A 15,852-nucleotide genomic window follows, 5' to 3' on the forward strand; every position below is an offset into this window, starting at 1 on the left:
GGAGTGGCGTCCTTCCAATTTTCCTTACGCCCGCTCGAAGCCGCGCGCAATTTCATAATCCGTCACCGCCCGGTCGAATTCCTCGATCTCCCATTCCGCGGCGCGCGCGTAGTGGTCGATCACCTGATCGGAAAAGACCTCGCGCAGGAATTTCGACTTGCGCAGGGTCTCACGCGCTTCGCGCAGGGACTGCGGAATTTCGCGGGCGCGCCTGGCCTCGTAGACATCGCCGGCTGCCGGCGGGTCGAGCGGAAGCTTCTCTTCGATCCCCTTCAGACCCGCGGCGATCTGCACCGCGAGCGCCAGATAGGGATTGAGATCCGAGCCGCCGATACGGCATTCGATCCGCAGTCCCTTCGTGCCTGCGCCGCACAGGCGGAACCCGGCGGTGCGGTTGTCGACGGACCAGACGGTCTTGGTCGGCGCGAAGGTGCCCTTCTGGAACCGCTTGTAGCTGTTGATGTAGGGCGCCAGGAAATAGGTGTAGTCCGGCGCGTATTTGATCAGGCCGGCAACATAGTGGCGCATCGTGTCCGACATGCCCAGCTCGGCCTTGTCGTCGCAAAAGACATTGTTGCCGTCCTTGTCAAACAGGGACTGGTGCACATGCGAGGACGAGCCGACCTTGTCGTGGCGCCACTTGGCCAGGAAAGACGCCGAACGCCCCTTGGCCCAGGCGATTTCCTTGACAGCCTGCTTGGCGATGGTGTGGTACTCGGCCGTATCCAGCGCCGGCGCGTATTTGATGTTGAGTTCTTCCTGCCCGGCCTCGGCCTCGCCCTTGGTGTTCTCGACCGGAATGCCCGCGGCATAAAGATCGTTGCGCACCGGGCGCATGATGTCCTCTTCCTTGGTCGTCTGCAGGATGTGGTAATCCTCGTTGTAGCCCGAGATCGGCTCCAGGTCGCGGAAGCCGCCCTTGCGCATGTCGTCGTAGCTCTTCTCGAACAGGAAGAATTCGAGTTCCGTCGCCATGATCGGCGTCAGGCCGCGTTCGGCCAGCCGGGCCACCTGGGCCTTCAGCATGGCGCGCGGGGAATGCGGCACATCCGCGTGGGTGTCGTGGTCCTGCACGTCGCAGATCACCATGGCCGTGCCGTCCAGCCACGGCACCAGCCGCAACGTGGCCAGATCCGGCTTCATGACATAATCGCCGTAGCCGCCCGACCAGCTCGTCGCCGCGTAGCCCTCGACGGTGTACATCTCCAGATCCGTCGCCAGCAGATAATTGCAGCAATGGGTCTCGTTGAAGGCGCTGTCGACAAAATGCTGCGCATGGAACCGCTTGCCCATCAACCGCCCCTGCATGTCGACGATACAGGCGAGCACCGTATCGATCTCTCCGGTGGAAACGAGCGACTTCAGCGCGTCGAAGGTCAGGTTGCCAGGCATTGATGCGTGTCCGTTTCAGGCGGTTTCGGTAACATTGCAAAGGTCCCGGTCCGGAGGTTTCCCTCCGGACCGGATCCGGTTTCGATCAGGAGTAGCGATACGGGCGTCCGGCCTTCTGCATGTCCTGATTGTACTTCTTGAAGATCTCCACGACCTTCGCCTTGACCGGCGACTCCGCGGCGATCTCGTCCCAGAACGCCATGGCAGCCGCCTCGACGGTTGCCCACTCGGCATCCGGAATGGTGGTCAGCTCCATCTTGGTGCCCTCGACACGCAGATTGGCTTCACCGCCCCAGTACCACCACTGGCGATAATAGTGCGATGCGTCCATGGCGAGCTGAAGCATGGTCTTCAGGTGGTCCGGAAGTTCGTCCCAGCGTTCCTGATTGGCGAAGAACGACCCCGCCCATGCGCCCGAGATATTGTTGGTCAGGAAGTAGTTGGTCACGTCCGCCCAGCCGACGGTGTAGTCTTCCGTGATGCCCGACCAGGCGATGCCGTCGAGTTCACCGGTCTGCACGGCAACTTCGATGTCTTCCCACGGCAGGGTAACGGGCACCACACCGAACTGGGACATGAACCGGCCCGCTGTCGGGAAGGTGAAGACGCGCTTGCCTTCCAGGTCCTTCAGCGAGCGGATCGGGTCCTTGGTCGCGAAGTGGCACGGATCCCAGGACCCGGCGGAAATGTGCTTCACACCGACCTTGGCATATTCCTCTTCCCAGATTTCCTTCAGGCCGTACTGGTTGAACAGCACCGGCACGTCGAGGGAATAGCGGGACGCGAACGGGAAGTAACCGCCGAACACGGTGACGTCGGTCGGCGACGCCATGCTGTCGTCATCCGACTGCACCGCATCGATGGTGCCCTGCTGCATGGCGCGGAACAATTCACCCGTCGGCACCAGCTGGTCGGCGGTGTAGAGCTCGATCACCATCTCGCCGTTGGCGGCCTTGTTGAAGGCATCGATATGCGGCTTGATCACATGCTCGGCAAGCGCCGGACCGGCATAGGTCTGCAGGCGCCATTTGATCTGCGACTGGCCATGAACGGCCGGGGCGGCAAGGGTTGTCGCTCCGGCGGCTGCGGCGGTGCCGAGACCGGCTTTTTTCAGAAAATCACGTCTGTTCGTCATCTCAAGTTCCCCTTTGTTCCAGTTTCATCACAAGCGGTGCGGCCGTTTTCCGGCTCTCGATACTCCCGCGGTCCAACTCCGTTTCACCCGGATGTTGTTCTTGTCCCCTCAGTTCGCGCCTATCTGCCGTACACCAGGTCCGGCAGCCAGAGCGCGATCTGCGGAAAAACCATCACGAGCACCAGGGCCAGGATCATCACCAGCACGAACGGCGTGATCGAGCCGTAGATGTCGCGCATGGTGATGTCCTTGGGCGCCATTGCCCGCATCAGAAAGAGATTGTAGCCGAACGGCGGCGTCATGTAGGCGATCTGCGTGGTGATCGTGTAGAGCACGCCGTACCAGATCAGCACGTCAACCCGGGGCATGCCCAGGTCGAGCGAGCCGACCAGCGGCACATAGAGCGGCGCGACAATCACCAGCATCGCCGTGTCGTCGAGAAAGGTTCCCATCACCAGGAAGGACAGCTGCATCAGGATGAGGATCATCCACGGCGACAGGCCGAGCTGCTCCGTGAACAGGTTCTCGATCGCCTTGACGGCACCAAGCCCGTCGAACACCGCGCCGAACCCCAGCGCGGCCAGAATGATCCACATGAACATGCAGGAAATGCCGAGCGTGTTCTTCAGGCAGAGGGTCAGGATGTCCAGGGTCATGCGGCGCTTGAAGACCGCCGCCAGCAGTGCCGTCAGCGCGCCGATCGCCGACGCCTCCACCAGGCTGGTATAGCCCATCACGAACGGCACCATCATGGCCGCGAAGATCACGATCGGGAGAATGCCGGCGAGCAGCAGCTTGTATCTGTCCTCGCCGGAGGCCGCGCGCTCTTCCGGCGACAGCGCCGGCCCGAGTTCCGGCTGGATCCGGCAGCGTACCGCGATATAGACCACGAACATGGCAGCCATCATCAGACCCGGCAGGATCCCGGCGAGCCAGAGCTGGCCGACCGGCGCCCGGGCGATCATCGCATAGAGCACCAGCACCACGGAGGGCGGCACCAGGATGCCGAGCGAGGACCCGGCCTGGATCACCCCCGTAACCATGCGTTTGTCGTATTTTCGCTTCAGGAGTTCCGGCAGCGCGATGGTCGCGCCAATGGCCATGCCGGCGACCGACAGGCCGTTCATGGCCGAGATCAGCACCATCAGGAGGATGGTGCCGATGGCCAGGCCCCCGTTGAGCGGGCCCATCCAGACATGGAACATCTTGTAGAGATCGTCGGCGATCTTGGTTTCCGACAGGATGTAGCCCATGAAGATGAACATCGGCAACGTCAGCAGCGGATACCACTTCATCAGCTTCATCGCCGACGAGAACGGGATGTCGCCACCGCCCGTGCCCCACAGGCACAGCGCGGCGATGGCAGCGATACCGCCAATGGCGCCGAAGACGCGCTGACCTGTCAGCAGCATCAGCATCATGGAGGAAAACATCAGGAGCGCGATCAGCTCATAGGACATCAGAGCGTCACTCCCTTGATCCGGGCGATGTCTTTCAAAAGCTCCGAAACGGTCTGCAGCAGCATCAGGAAGAACCCGAAAACCATCACGAATTTCACCGGCCACAGATACGGCCGCCAGGCGGTCGGACTGCGCTCGATATAGCCGAGCTTTTCGCCGGCCGCTTCCGGTCCGCCGGTCACGAAGGTGACAACCAGGTCCCACCAGAACCCGATCGAGTCCTTGCCGAAGTAGCCGAGCGAATAGGCGGTCGAATTGAGCGCGCCATAGAGGAGGACACACAGATAGAAGATCAGCAGAAGCACGGTGAAGGCATCGAACCAGGCCTTTTTCTCAATGCTCCATTCCGCGTAGAACAGGTCCATGCGCACATTGGAGCCGAGCTGGATCGAGTAGGGTCCGCCCAGCACATAATAGGCGACCATGGCGAACTGGGCGACTTCCAGGGTCCACAGGGACGGGTTGAAGAACGTCTTGGACACGGACGACCACAGCAGGATGGCGGCCATCACGAAGACGCCCCACATGATCATCTTGCCGAGGCCCCGGTTGAAGCCGTCGACGATCCGGACATAGAGGCAAGCCGCCTTAAGCACGGACACCTCCCGAAACACTCTGCGCCGCGCGCGCCAGAACAGGGCCGAGCAACGCGCTCCAGCGGGCTTCCTCTTCGGGCGTGCTGATTTCGTCGTTGCGGATCTCGATCATCAGGCAGGGCAATTGCCGGTACTCGCCGTGGCGGCGGATCGTGTAATAAACGCCGTCCGCCGGCGAATAGGGTTCGTTGTCGCCGACGGTCAGATCACCCCGGGCGGCAAGATCCGCCAGAACCGGATCGGCCAGCCGGCGGTCGTTTTCATAGATCAGGCCGATTTCCCAGGGACGCGCCTTGCCCTTGTAGACCGGCGTGAAGGAATGGATCGACACGACCGCGGTCGGCAGGCCCTTGTCCTTGCGCTGATCGAGCAGCTTGTCGATCGTCTGGTGAAACGGCCTGTGCGCCAGATTGAGCCGGAAGGTCTTCTCGTCCGCCGGCAGATCCCGGTTGCCGGCGATCGCCGTGGTCTCGCTGAGACACGGAATGAGATCGGCGCGGCTTTCCTCGCGGTTGCAGTCGATGATCAGCCGCGACACGGTGCTGTGAACCAGCGGCGCATCCAGCGCCTTCGACAGTCCAGCCGCAACCCCGAGCGCGCCCGGGTCCCAGGCGATATGGGCACTCTTGTCGGCTTCGGTGATGTTCAGGCTGGTGTCATAGGGCGGCGGCAGGAAGTTGGATGCGTGGTCGCAGACAAGCACGAAAGGACCGGTGCCGTCCGCGTTTTCAACCGCGACAGCCCGTGCTGATCCTCCCGTGCGGGGGTCTGTTACCATATCCTGCTCCCTGGAATTCCGTCTCCGGCCATTTGTAACGTTTGTTACAGGATTGCCGACTTTGCCAAGTTCTGTAATATTTGATACGCAGATTGCATCGGCTGTCAAATGAAAATCAGCCGAACAGACCAGGCTGTAGTGACAAATTAACGATCCTGATCCCAACGATGACACTCGTTAATTTGTCACTACAGCCTAGAAACAGGCCGGTGCCCATGGAACGCCCACTTCTGGAAGATATCCGAGACCGTCTGGACGAATTCACCGCCACGGAAAAGAAAGCCGCGCACGCGCTGATGGCGAACTACCCGATGCAGGGTCTGGGCACCGTCGCGCAATTCGCCGAGGCCGCCGGGGTCAGTTCGCCGACGATCCTGCGCTTTGTCGGACGGCTCGGTTTTCCCGGTTTCGCGGAGTTCCAGAAGAAGCTGCGCGGCGAACTGGAAAACCAGCTCAATTCGCCGCTCGCGCGCAGCGCCAACATGGTCGGCGCGCCGGATCGCGACCCCCATGTCGATCAGCTCCTGGAGAACGTGCGCGAGACCTTCGCCCATCTGCCCAAGGGCGAACTCACCGGACTGATCAGACTTCTCGCCGACGAACGCAAGACCATCCATCTGATCGGCGGCCGGTTCACGGACGGGCTGGCGCGCTACATGGCCGCCCACCTCAGGATCGTGCGGCCCAATGTCAACCATGTGGCCGGCCAGCAAGGCAACTGGCTCGACCAGCTCCTCGGCATCGGCCCAAAGGACGTCGTCGTCGTCTTCGATATCCGCCGTTACCAGGGCGAGATCATCCAGTTCGCCGAAGCGGCCGCCAATCAGGGCGCCACGGTGGCCCTGGTCACCGACAGCTGGATGTCCCCGGTCGGCCGGATCGCCAGTTATGTCCTGCCCGCACGCGTTGCCGTGCCCTCCCCCTGGGATTCCTCGCTGGCGCTGATGGCGATCGCCGAAGTGCTGATCGCCGGCGTCACCCGTGAAAATCAGAGCCGCGCCCAGGAACGCATGCGCGCCCTGGAAAAGCTGCGCAATGACATCGACCCTTCAACCGAGGGGCGGACCATCGGGCCGGATATCTGAGCGAAAGTCATGGACCCGGTTTTGCCTATTCTGCCGCGCTGCGCTCCGCCGTCCCGGCCCTGAGCCGGGACCATGTCCTTCTGGCTGTTGCCGCGAGGTCCCGGCTCAAGACCGGGACGGCGTCAAGAGTACGACGTGGGTGCGGCTCTTCTTCGCTGCAAACCTCCGATATTGTCCAAGCGAGACCTCGTCTTCAGCCGGCTATTCATTGGCTGGACATCGACGACTCACCTATACTCGAGAACCGGGCGCACCCACCACCGCGACGCCTTTTAGGTCATGTGCCCCGCCGGGAATGGAGCTAAGTGCAATTCCGATACGAGACCCTGCAGCGCACGGGGCGTTCCGTCCCTTCATCCGGTCCACGCCACGCGCGTTCATCCTGCGCGCAGACCGCCTGCTGGTTCAGGAAAAGCGCCATCCGGAAAAAGGGCTTTACTACACGCTGCCGGGCGGCAAGCAGGATCCCGGGGAGAGCCTCCACGAATGCCTGAAACGTGAATGCCGGGAGGAGATCGGTGCTGACGTGACGATCGAAGACCTCCTTCATGTCGCGGAGGTCTATAGGGTCAAATCCGGCGGCATCGAGCGTCAGCACCAGCTGGATTTTGTCTTCGGGTGCAGCGTTCCGGACGACTATACGCCGGTCCTCGGCAACCATCCGGACCCGCACCAGGTCGCGACGCACTGGATCACGGCTGAATCTTCTCAACAGTTGCGTCCGGCCTATGTCACAAAACTGTTTCCACTTGGCTGTACGCGGATGCCCGAAGTCTATCTCGGACCCCATGATGACTAGAGCGTTGACCAGCCATATTAAATCTCTTGATGAGATTGACCTGCTCAGTCGGCGAGGCGCTGTGCGCGACGCGATCGGGTGCATCGGGCAAATGCGGTATCTGGCCCATTTTGCAGGTTCGCCTCACCCCTGCAAAATGGGCCTGAACCGAAAACCATCGCTCAGGTCAAAAGGCTGAACATGGCTGGTCAACGCTCTCACGTGCCTAAATCCATCCGGGAGAACCTCCATTTCCTATGCGCGGAGATCGATGGCCAGCTGACACAGCTCGAGGCCTTCTTCAAGGCGCCGACAGCCGCGACCGCGCGCCGGATCATGGACCGGGCCGGCTATGCCCACAATCTGAAGACACGGATCCTGGCGGCCTGCGTCCGCCAGATGACGGACGCGAAAAAGGACAACCGCAAGCATCTGACCCTGCGCAGCCTGGAATTTGTCGCCAACGACCTGCAGCGCCTGTCCAGCCTGGCCCGGCAATCGCTGCGTCATGTGGAGAAGATCGAGGACTTCGCGACGCTCGTGCCCGATCGCTACCCGGCCATCGTCAAGCGGGTCCGTCAGGGCGTTGCCCGGATCGGACAGGCCCTTGTCGGGAGCGACAGCGAAAAGGCGATCGAGATCGGCCAGATTCAGGACAAGGTCGAGGCCGACTACCGCAAGCTGTTCAAGCTCTACACAAGAGAGATGCGCAATCCCGACGCGCGGCCTGCCGACATCGCCAACAGCCTGCTGGTCGCCAGCGAAATTCAGCGCATGGGCGACTCGCTGAAAGCGATCAGCGAAGCACTGATATCAGCCAATATCGGCCAGGCCGTCAATTTCGAGCGCTACTTCGCCCTGCGGGGCCTGATGTCGGATCTGGAAGGCCCCGGCGGCGACCTGACCGTGGAAACCATCGCCGAAACCCGGTCGGGCAGCTCGATTTCCGCCATCCGGGACAGGAAGACCGAAACCGTCGCCGCCGTGTTCAAGGATGGCGAGAAGAGCAAGGTGAAGGAAGAGCGCGAGGGCGTGAAGAGCTGGCACTCGATCTATCCCGGCCTTGCTCCGAAAATCCTGTCCTACCAGAAACGCAACCAGTCCGCCGCGCTCCTGATCGAACACCTGCCCGGCCTGACGTTCGAGCACATCGTCCTGAACGAGACCGATGCCCTCTGCGACACGGCACTCACGCGCCTGTCCGCGACGCTGAAGGACATCTGGAAACAGACCAGGACCCAGGAGCCGGCGGAAGCGGCGAGCATGCAGCAGCTTGCCAGGCGGCTTGGTGAAGTGCGCCGGGTGCATCCTGAGTTCAGGGACAGGAAGGTCCGTTTTGCCGGCGAAGTGCTGCCCTCGCTGGACAGGCTCATCGAGGAGGCCGCGGTCCGCGAAGCGGCCGTTCCGGCACCGTTCTCGGTCTATATTCACGGCGACTTCAACGTCGACAACATCATCTTTGATCCCGGCGAGGACCGGATCCATTTCATCGATCTGCACCGCTCGCGCTACATGGACTACGTGCAGGACGTGTCCGTCTTCATGGTGTCGAACTACCGGCTTCAGGTGCTTGATCACGAAACCCGCAGACGCATCATGCACGTGTCCCAGGCCTTCTATAAATCCACCCGGGCCTTCGCGCGCAAACAGGGCGACGACACCTTCGAATTCCGCCTGGCCCTGGGTCTTGCCCGCTCCTTCGCCAGTTCCACCCGTTTCATTTTCGACAAATCCCATGCCCGGCGCATGTGGCTGCGGGGCCGTTACCTCATTGAACAGGTCCTTGCCTGCCCACCCGGCGACGAAGCCCGTTTCCGGCTTCAGATGAAGGAGCTCTTCGTTGACTGATCTGAAAATCGGCGTGATCGGCATTCCCGGAAAATGGTCGACCGAGATCCTTGCCGACGCCCTTGAGGCGGAAACCGGCTATCGCCGCGTGATCGATATGGCCGACGTCGCGCTCGACCTGGAAACGCGGACCCTGATGGCGGGGGACACTGACCTGTGCGGCCTCGATGGCCTGGTGATCAAGAAGATCAGCCAGGACTACAGCCCGGCCACCCTCGACCGGCTGGAACTGCTGCGCGTGGCGGAAGCCGCCGGTGTCCGCATTTTCTCCGGCACCCGGTCCATTCTCGGTCTGGTCAACCGGCTGAGCTGCACGGTCACGCTGGCCAATGCGGGCATTCCGATGCCCGCCACCTGTGTCACCGAGAGCGTTGACCAGGCCCTTGCCGCGGTTCTGCGGTTCGGCAGCGCGGTGTTCAAGCCGCTGTTCTCCACCAAGGCGCGCGGCATGACCCTGATGGATGCCACCGGGGATGCCGCTGAGAGTGCAACGGTGCTCAGGGACAGGATCACGGCCTTCAAGGCGGACAATCCTGTCATGTATCTGCAGAAGAAGGTCAACCTGTCCGGGCGCGATCTCGGCATGGTGTTTCTGGGCGGGGCGTATCTGGGCACATACGCCCGCGTGGCCCAGACGGACAGCTGGAACACCACGATCCTGCATGGCGGCAAATACGAGCCGTTCGAGCCGGATGACGCGCTGATCGACCTTGCCCGGCACGCCCAGGCCCCGTTCGACCTCGATTTCACCACCGTCGATGTCGGCCTGACCGACACCGGCCCGATCGTCTTCGAAGTCTCCGCATTCGGCGGCTTCAAGGGTGCATTGGAAGGCGCATCGATCGACGCCGCACCGCTTTATGCCAGACACGTGATCGAGAAGGTGCGCCCATGACCGACATCACCGTTCAGGACGTCGTCGACGCTCTTGCCCCGGAGCGGGAAACCCGGACATGCGATCCGGTCTTCCTGACCGTCGGCGGTTTCGTGATCGAGGTCCGCTGCACGTCCGAAGCATTGCTGGCCGAACTGCTGCGCTATTTTCAGCACGTGATCTCCGCCCCCGGCAGCCCGCACATGACCGTCCATGTTCTGGGCACCGCGGAACTGCCGTTCAAGGTGGACTACGCCGACTGGACCAGGGAGCCGGGCAAGTCCGGCCGCAAGGACGCCATCTGCGATCTTGAGAACGGACGCCTTGTGATGAAGGTGCGCACCGGGATCCAGTTCGTGCAGGCACCGGCATGGGCGATCGCATTCGGACCTACCGGGGACCATCCCAACCAGGTCATCAATTTCGTCAACACCCAGATCCTCAACCACTTTCAAAGACAGGGCTGGTCCGCCTGCCACGCGGCGGCGGTACGCACGGCGGACAGGGGGCTCGCCATTTCCGGCCTGTCCGGCGGCGGCAAGTCCACCACCATGCTGCGCCTGATGGAAATTGCCGGCACGAAATATGTCACCAACGACCGCCTGCTCGTGCGCAATGCGGGCAACCGCACGGATGCGCTCGGCATTCCGAAGCTGCCGCGCATCAATCCGGGCACGATCGTCAACAATGCCCGCCTGAGCGGCCTCCTCGACGAGGAACGCGAGGAAGAGCTGCGCAACATGGAACCGGACGAACTCTGGCACGTTGAAGAGAAATACGACCTGTTCATCGACGACATCTACGGACCCGGCCGGATTGCCCATGACGCGCAACTGACCGATTTCTGGGTGCTGAACTGGTCCCGGGACAGCACCGCGCCCACCCAGGTGAAGGAGACCGAGTTGAACAGCCGGCCCGATCTTCTGTCCGCGATCGTGAAAAGTCCGGGACCGTTCTTCCAGGCGGCCGACGGCGCGTTCTGGACCGACCGGTCGCAGTTGGACACCGACGCCTATCTGGACGCCTTGTCCGGCGTAAGGGTGTGGGAGGTCACGGGACACATCGATTTCGACGCCTTGTTCGATGCGGGTGCGGACCTGCTGGGACAGACGTCGTGACCGATCGTTTCGCGATCCTCGTGCGCCACGCGGACTACCTCCAGAAGCCGGAGACACCGAGCGCGCTGCAGCCGTACGCTCTTTCCGGGCAAGGCCGGGAACAGGCGCGGGAGGCGGGTGCCGAACTGTCGGCGCTCGCAGCGGACCACGGCTGGCAAGTCTCTCCGGAAGTCTTCTGTTCCCGCCAGCAAAGGGCCTGGCAGACGGCCACGCTTCTGGCTCAGGTGTTCTCGGAAAAGACCGGCGCGCGGCTGCGCGTCACGGAGGATGCGGCGCTCGCCGAACGCAGCGTCGGTGCGTTCGCCAACATGACCGTCGCGGAGATCGAACAGGTTCTCGCCGAGGACCCGCGCCTGGCGTCACCGCCGCAGGACTGGAAGGCCAACAGCCACTACACGCTGCCGGTAGAGGGCGCGGAAAGCCTGATGGATGCGGGCCGGCGGGTGGCCACGTTCCTGCGCGACAGGATCTCGTCGCTCGCGTCGGACCCCGGCGCGAACGCACAGATTTACGTCGGTCACGGTGCCGCATTCCGCCATGCCGCCCATGACCTCGGCGTGCTCGGCTTCGACGACATCCGCAAGCTCAGCATGCACCACGCCAGACCGGTGGTGCTGAAATTCAGCCCCGTGACGGGCTGGTCGCATTTTGGTGGTGCCTGGAAAGAGCGCCGCCCCCTGGAAACCGCATTGGACTGACCGGAACAAGCCGAGAGAGCCATGATGACCCACATGCCCCTGTCCCCGCTGCTGCCGCCGATCGCGCACGACGATGCGATCGATCTCGGTCTGCCGCAGAGCTGTGTTCCCTGGCCGCTCGACAAGCCCGTGCAGCGGCAGACCGCCGCCGCACAGGTGCCTGATCTTGTCGGCAGCCTTGCCCGGGCGAACGATCTCGGTCCCTGGGACTGGCCTGACAAGCCGGTGGTCTTCATATCCGACCTGCACGCCGATGCCGAAAGCCTGCTGCGGTCCCTCGTGGCGGCCAGCGCCATCCGGCGCACCGGTGACGGCCTGACGGAATTCGAACTCACCGTGTTCGGCCGTGCCTCCCAGATCATCATCGGCGGGGATTGTCTCGACAAGGGCCCGAGCAATCTCGACCTGCTCGACAGCCTCGCCTGGCTGATGAAGTCCGGCGCGGATGTGGTTCTGCTCGCGGGCAACCATGATCTCAGGCTCTATCTGGGCCTGGAGGCCCTGACCGTGAAACGCGGCGCGCTCAATGCGCACATGTTCGTGCGCATGGGCAAGAAGGTCATGCCGCTCCTGCGCGAGGTTTTCGACCGGCATGTCGATCCGGACGCCCCGCTGGACAGCATCCCCGACGAGGCCACCTGCCGCAAGCTGATGATACCGGGCAAGAAGTGGACCCGCGCGTTTCCAAAGGCCGCCGCAGGCAGCATGAACGATGCGGCGATCGCCAAGGAAATGGCGCGACTGAAGAAGAAGACCGACAGGTTCGCCGTTCATGCCGCCGAAACGGGCCTGACGATGCGCCAGCTCTATGCCGCCGCCCTCAAATGCCGGGACCTGTTCGTCGAACCGGACGGCCGCTACGGCTGGTTCTTCCGGACCATGAAGGCCGTCCACCAGAGCGGCTCGCTGCTGTTCGTCCACGCGGGCATCGACGACCAGATGGCCGCGCAGATTTCCAGGAAGGGCGTTGCCCATGTCAACCGGCGTTTCCGAAAGGAAAGCCGGGAGGACCCGTTCGAATTCTATTGCGGAACCGTGGCGAACCTGATGCGCACCAAATACCGGGATGTCGACCACCCCCTTACCGAAACCGGCGTGGACGACCTGCATCTGGCCGGCATCAAGCTGCTGGTCCAGGGCCACGTCAACCAGCATGACGGCCAGCAGCTGAAATCCAAGCACGGACTGCTGCACCTGGAAGCGGACGTCACCCTTGACCGCCACTCCAGAAGCACCGAAGGTCTGGAAGGCATCGGCACGGGCGCGACGATCATCCATCCGCACGGCACCATATTGGGCATCAGCCGCGATTATCCGCATGCCAAGCTGTTCAACCCGGAAAAGATCCTTCAACAACATGGATTGTCGCGATGATGGAACGCAAGGGCCGTTTCCGGCACCAGTCCCTCCAGGACAAGAAGTCCGTCCAGAAGCTGCTCGACGCCGTCAAGCGCGGTATCGCCAAGGGCGAATTGCACTTCGGCGACGACACCGGCGAAATCACCCTTGAGCCGAAGGGCCTGATGACATTGCGCGTCACCGCCACCTCCGAGGACGATCAGTCCCGCCTCGACCTGCGCCTGACCTGGACCAACGACAGCGCCGACACCAGGGACAGCGGCAAGCTGAAGGTCAAGGGCGGCTAGGCGCCGGTCCCCTCAACAGATCCGCGGCAGTTGTTCCCCCGACAGCCAGTCGACCACGCGCGAACCGCCGAAGGCTGTCTGCATGATCACCATATGGTCCGCGTCCTCGACGACCGCGCCGATCCTTGCAGCCCTGCCCCCGAGTGGATGCGCGCGCATGACCGCCAGCAGCCTGTCCGCATCCGCCGCCTCGCAGATGCAGATCAGCTTGCCTTCGTTGGCGACATAGAGCGGGTCGAGCCCGAGGAGCTCGCAGGCGCCCTCCACATCCGGACAGACCGGGATTTGCTCCTCTTGCAGAACAACGCCGGTTCCCGAGGCGTGGGCGATTTCGTTGAGTGCAGTGGCCAGCCCACCCCGGGTCGGGTCGCGCAGGACGGCAATGCCCGGCACGGCGGCGGTCATCTCCGCAACCAGTCCGTGGAGCGCCGCGCTGTCGGACCGGATCTCGGTCTCGAACTCCAGGTTCTCCCGTTTTGACAGGATGGCGACACCATGATCGCCGATGGAACCGGACACCAGCACCGCCTGTCCCGGCCTCGCGGCCTTGGGAGAAATGGAAACGCCTTCCGAAAGGACACCGATACCGGCCGTGGTGATGAAAACCCCGTCGCCCTTGCCTTTTTCAACCACCTTGGTGTCCCCGGAGACAACCGGAACGCCTGCCTCGCGCGCGGCCCGGGCCATGGAGATCACGATCCGTTCCAGGTCGGCGAGCGGGAAACCCTCTTCCAGAATGAAGCTCGCGGTCAGCGACAACGGACGCGCACCGGCCATGGCGATGTCGTTCAAGGTGCCATGGACCGACAGGGAACCGATGTCGCCACCGGGAAAGAACAGCGGCGAGATCACATGAGCGTCGGTGGACATCACCAGCCGTCCCGGCGGCACGTCGAACACCGCCGCGTCGTGCCCCTGGTCCAGGATCGGATTTGTCAGGTGCCGGTGAAAGAGGTCCGCGATCAGGGTCGTCATGGCCCGGCCGCCGCCGCCATGGGTCATGTCGACGGACCCGGTGCGGTATGCCGGCGGTGCATCCACGCTGTTCATGCGACCGCCCGCTTGCGCCCGTAGGTCCAGTAGGCGGCGCAGGCCCCTTCCGACGACACCATGCAGGCTCCCACCGGAGTGTCCGGCGTGCAGGTCGTGCCGAACAGCTTGCACTCGGTCGGTTTCTTCACCCCGCGCAGCACCGCCGGGCAGTCGCAGGACTTGACCTCCCGCGATTCCTTCGGGCTGACGGCGAAGCGTTTTTCCGCGTCGAAGCCGGCAAAGCGCGCGCGGATTCTCAGGGCACTGTCCGACACATAGCCAAGCCCGCGCCATTCGAAAGTCCGGCGCAGCTCCAGAACCTGGTCAACCAGGGCCTGGGCCTTGCGGTTGCCCTCCTGGGTGACCACACGGGTGTACTGGTTTTCCACCTCATGCCGTCCGTCATTGATCTGGCGGATCAGCATCAGGGTCGACTGCAGAACGTCGAGCGGTTCGAACCCGGCAATGACCACGGGTTTCCCGAAGTCGCGCGCCGCCGGTAGATAGGGCGCCCAGCCGATCACGGAACTGACATGGGACGGTCCCAGAAAGCCGTCGATTCGAACCGGGGTCTCTCCCGGCTCCGAGGGCGCCTCGACGATATGCGCGATGGCGGGCGGCGTCAGCACGTGATTGCAGAAGACGGAAAAGTTGGTCAGCCCCTCGGCCTCAGCCTGCAGGATGGCGACCGCCGTCGGCGGCGTCGTCGTTTCAAAACCGATGGCGAAGAACACGACCTGAAGATGCGGATTGTCCCGGGCAATCCGCAGCGCGTCCTGGGTCGAATAGACCATGCGGACATCCGCCCCTTCGGCCTTCGCCTTGATCAGGCTCTTCTGCTTTGTGCCCGGCACCCGCATCATGTCGCCATAGGTGGTCAGGATCACGTTGTCCTTCAGCGCCAGCTCGATCGCATCGTCGAGCCGCCGCACCGGCAGCACGCAGACCGGACAGCCCGGCCCGTGCACATAAGTGACATTCGCCGGCACCAGGTCCTGAACGCCATAGCGGAAAATCGCATGGGTGTGGCCGCCGCAGAATTCCATCAGGTGGTACTGCCGGCCCGGATCGGCCTCGCGGGCGATGGCCCCGGCCAGTTTTTGCGCCAGTTGGCCGTCGCGGAATTCCCGGATGTATTTCATGTCCCCGCCTCCGCAGTCTCACCGGTCATCTCTTCCAGCTCCCCGGCCAGAACTCCCGCCTCGGCCATCAGTTGAAGCGTGCGTTCAGCCTCCTCCACGCTGAGCTTGTGCAATGCGTAGCCGACGTGGACGAGGACGTAATCGCCGACTGTCACGTCATCGAGCAGGGCCGTCGAGACCGGCTTCCGGATACCTTCCAGGGCAACGGTCGCCATGTCGTCGCTGTCGATGGATACGACCCGGGCAGGGATGGCAAGGCACATGTCGAAA

16 protein-coding genes are annotated in these 15,852 nt (G+C 63.0%); 8 read left to right on the forward strand and 8 right to left on the reverse strand.

The genetic code is table 11. The annotated features are described in order from the left end of the window. Positions 1-24: 24 nt before the first annotated feature. The 5 genes from WNZ15_RS09840 to WNZ15_RS09860 form a co-directional block, all read right to left on the reverse strand. Positions 25-1,392: a glutamine synthetase family protein gene (locus tag WNZ15_RS09840; RefSeq protein ID WP_342892794.1), complete on the reverse strand. Its 1,368-nt coding sequence runs from the start codon at positions 1,390-1,392 to the stop codon at positions 25-27. Positions 1,393-1,477: 85 nt separating this feature from the next. Then, positions 1,478-2,527, reverse strand: a complete 1,050-nt coding sequence (locus WNZ15_RS09845; RefSeq protein WP_342892795.1) for a TRAP transporter substrate-binding protein — start codon at positions 2,525-2,527, stop codon at positions 1,478-1,480. A gap of 119 nt (positions 2,528-2,646) precedes the next feature. Then, positions 2,647-3,987: a TRAP transporter large permease subunit gene (locus WNZ15_RS09850; RefSeq protein ID WP_342892796.1), complete on the reverse strand. Its 1,341-nt coding sequence runs from the start codon at positions 3,985-3,987 to the stop codon at positions 2,647-2,649. After that, the gene (locus WNZ15_RS09855) at positions 3,987-4,583 is read right to left on the reverse strand and encodes a TRAP transporter small permease subunit (protein ID WP_342892797.1); all 597 of its coding nucleotides are present in this window, start codon (positions 4,581-4,583) and stop codon (positions 3,987-3,989) included. Before WNZ15_RS09855 ends, WNZ15_RS09850 begins: the two co-directional genes overlap by 1 nt. Next, on the reverse strand, positions 4,576-5,361 hold the full coding sequence (locus WNZ15_RS09860) for an N-formylglutamate amidohydrolase (protein ID WP_342892798.1): 786 nt from the start codon (positions 5,359-5,361) through the stop codon (positions 4,576-4,578). The genes WNZ15_RS09855 and WNZ15_RS09860 overlap by 8 nt, the downstream gene beginning before the upstream one ends. Before the next feature lie 215 nt (positions 5,362-5,576). Between WNZ15_RS09860 and WNZ15_RS09865 the strand changes: the two genes are divergently transcribed. The 8 genes from WNZ15_RS09865 (at position 5,577) to WNZ15_RS09900 (ending at position 13,408) form a co-directional block, all read left to right on the forward strand. Beyond that, positions 5,577-6,446, forward strand: coding sequence for a MurR/RpiR family transcriptional regulator (locus tag WNZ15_RS09865; RefSeq protein WP_342892799.1), 870 nt, complete (start codon positions 5,577-5,579; stop codon positions 6,444-6,446). A gap of 295 nt (positions 6,447-6,741) precedes the next feature. Then, on the forward strand, positions 6,742-7,245 hold the full coding sequence (locus WNZ15_RS09870) for an NUDIX domain-containing protein (protein WP_342892800.1): 504 nt from the start codon (positions 6,742-6,744) through the stop codon (positions 7,243-7,245). 180 nt (positions 7,246-7,425) lie between these two features. Further along, positions 7,426-9,072 carry a phosphotransferase gene (locus tag WNZ15_RS09875; protein WP_342892801.1) on the forward strand — a complete coding sequence of 549 codons (1,647 nt, stop codon included), beginning with the start codon at positions 7,426-7,428 and terminating at the stop codon, positions 9,070-9,072. Continuing rightward, positions 9,065-9,967: a GAK system ATP-grasp enzyme gene (locus WNZ15_RS09880; RefSeq protein ID WP_342892802.1), complete on the forward strand. Its 903-nt coding sequence runs from the start codon at positions 9,065-9,067 to the stop codon at positions 9,965-9,967. Before WNZ15_RS09875 ends, WNZ15_RS09880 begins: the two co-directional genes overlap by 8 nt. Then, positions 9,964-11,064 carry an HprK-related kinase B gene (locus WNZ15_RS09885; protein WP_342892803.1) on the forward strand — a complete coding sequence of 367 codons (1,101 nt, stop codon included), beginning with the start codon at positions 9,964-9,966 and terminating at the stop codon, positions 11,062-11,064. Before WNZ15_RS09880 ends, WNZ15_RS09885 begins: the two co-directional genes overlap by 4 nt. Then, positions 11,061-11,762 (forward strand): histidine phosphatase family protein, encoded by a 702-nt coding sequence (locus tag WNZ15_RS09890; RefSeq protein ID WP_342892804.1) that lies wholly within the window; start codon positions 11,061-11,063, stop codon positions 11,760-11,762. The genes WNZ15_RS09885 and WNZ15_RS09890 overlap by 4 nt, the downstream gene beginning before the upstream one ends. A gap of 21 nt (positions 11,763-11,783) precedes the next feature. After that, positions 11,784-13,136 (forward strand): metallophosphoesterase family protein, encoded by a 1,353-nt coding sequence (locus tag WNZ15_RS09895; protein ID WP_342892805.1) that lies wholly within the window; start codon positions 11,784-11,786, stop codon positions 13,134-13,136. Then, a complete protein-coding gene (locus WNZ15_RS09900; RefSeq protein ID WP_342892806.1) occupies positions 13,133-13,408 on the forward strand; it encodes an amphi-Trp domain-containing protein in 276 nt (91 codons plus the stop codon). The genes WNZ15_RS09895 and WNZ15_RS09900 overlap by 4 nt, the downstream gene beginning before the upstream one ends. Positions 13,409-13,420: 12 nt before the next feature. On the opposite strand, the gene hypE is transcribed toward WNZ15_RS09900, so the two are convergent. From hypE to WNZ15_RS09915, 3 genes are read right to left on the reverse strand one after another with little or no spacing between them, the layout of a single operon-like run. Then, positions 13,421-14,458 carry a hydrogenase expression/formation protein HypE gene (gene hypE / locus WNZ15_RS09905; protein ID WP_342892807.1) on the reverse strand — a complete coding sequence of 346 codons (1,038 nt, stop codon included), beginning with the start codon at positions 14,456-14,458 and terminating at the stop codon, positions 13,421-13,423. After that, entirely contained in the window at positions 14,455-15,582 is a 1,128-nt protein-coding gene (gene hypD / locus WNZ15_RS09910) for a hydrogenase formation protein HypD (RefSeq protein WP_342892808.1), read from the reverse strand. The genes hypE and hypD overlap by 4 nt, the downstream gene beginning before the upstream one ends. Further along, positions 15,579-15,845 (reverse strand): HypC/HybG/HupF family hydrogenase formation chaperone, encoded by a 267-nt coding sequence (locus WNZ15_RS09915; RefSeq protein ID WP_342892809.1) that lies wholly within the window; start codon positions 15,843-15,845, stop codon positions 15,579-15,581. The genes hypD and WNZ15_RS09915 overlap by 4 nt, the downstream gene beginning before the upstream one ends. Between the last annotated feature and the right edge of the window lie 7 nt (positions 15,846-15,852).

The sequence above is a fragment of the Roseibium sp. AS2 genome, from assembly GCF_038900065.1.
GTDB lineage: Bacteria > Pseudomonadota > Alphaproteobacteria > Rhizobiales > Stappiaceae > Roseibium.

Coding starts and splice junctions, on each gene's coding strand:
- WNZ15_RS09865 (WP_342892799.1), top strand. CDS start 5,577: ATGGAACGCCCACTTCTGGAAGATATCCGAGACCGTCTGGACGAATTC.
- WNZ15_RS09875 (WP_342892801.1), top strand. CDS start 7,426: ATGGCTGGTCAACGCTCTCACGTGCCTAAATCCATCCGGGAGAACCTC.
- WNZ15_RS09840 (WP_342892794.1), bottom strand. CDS start 1,392: ATGCCTGGCAACCTGACCTTCGACGCGCTGAAGTCGCTCGTTTCCACC.
- WNZ15_RS09900 (WP_342892806.1), top strand. CDS start 13,133: ATGATGGAACGCAAGGGCCGTTTCCGGCACCAGTCCCTCCAGGACAAG.
- WNZ15_RS09870 (WP_342892800.1), top strand. CDS start 6,742: ATGGAGCTAAGTGCAATTCCGATACGAGACCCTGCAGCGCACGGGGCG.
- WNZ15_RS09850 (WP_342892796.1), bottom strand. CDS start 3,987: ATGTCCTATGAGCTGATCGCGCTCCTGATGTTTTCCTCCATGATGCTG.
- WNZ15_RS09895 (WP_342892805.1), top strand. CDS start 11,784: ATGATGACCCACATGCCCCTGTCCCCGCTGCTGCCGCCGATCGCGCAC.
- WNZ15_RS09860 (WP_342892798.1), bottom strand. CDS start 5,361: ATGGTAACAGACCCCCGCACGGGAGGATCAGCACGGGCTGTCGCGGTT.
- WNZ15_RS09845 (WP_342892795.1), bottom strand. CDS start 2,527: ATGACGAACAGACGTGATTTTCTGAAAAAAGCCGGTCTCGGCACCGCC.
- WNZ15_RS09885 (WP_342892803.1), top strand. CDS start 9,964: ATGACCGACATCACCGTTCAGGACGTCGTCGACGCTCTTGCCCCGGAG.
- hypD (WP_342892808.1), bottom strand. CDS start 15,582: ATGAAATACATCCGGGAATTCCGCGACGGCCAACTGGCGCAAAAACTG.
- hypE (WP_342892807.1), bottom strand. CDS start 14,458: ATGAACAGCGTGGATGCACCGCCGGCATACCGCACCGGGTCCGTCGAC.
- WNZ15_RS09915 (WP_342892809.1), bottom strand. CDS start 15,845: ATGTGCCTTGCCATCCCTGCCCGGGTCGTATCCATCGACAGCGACGAC.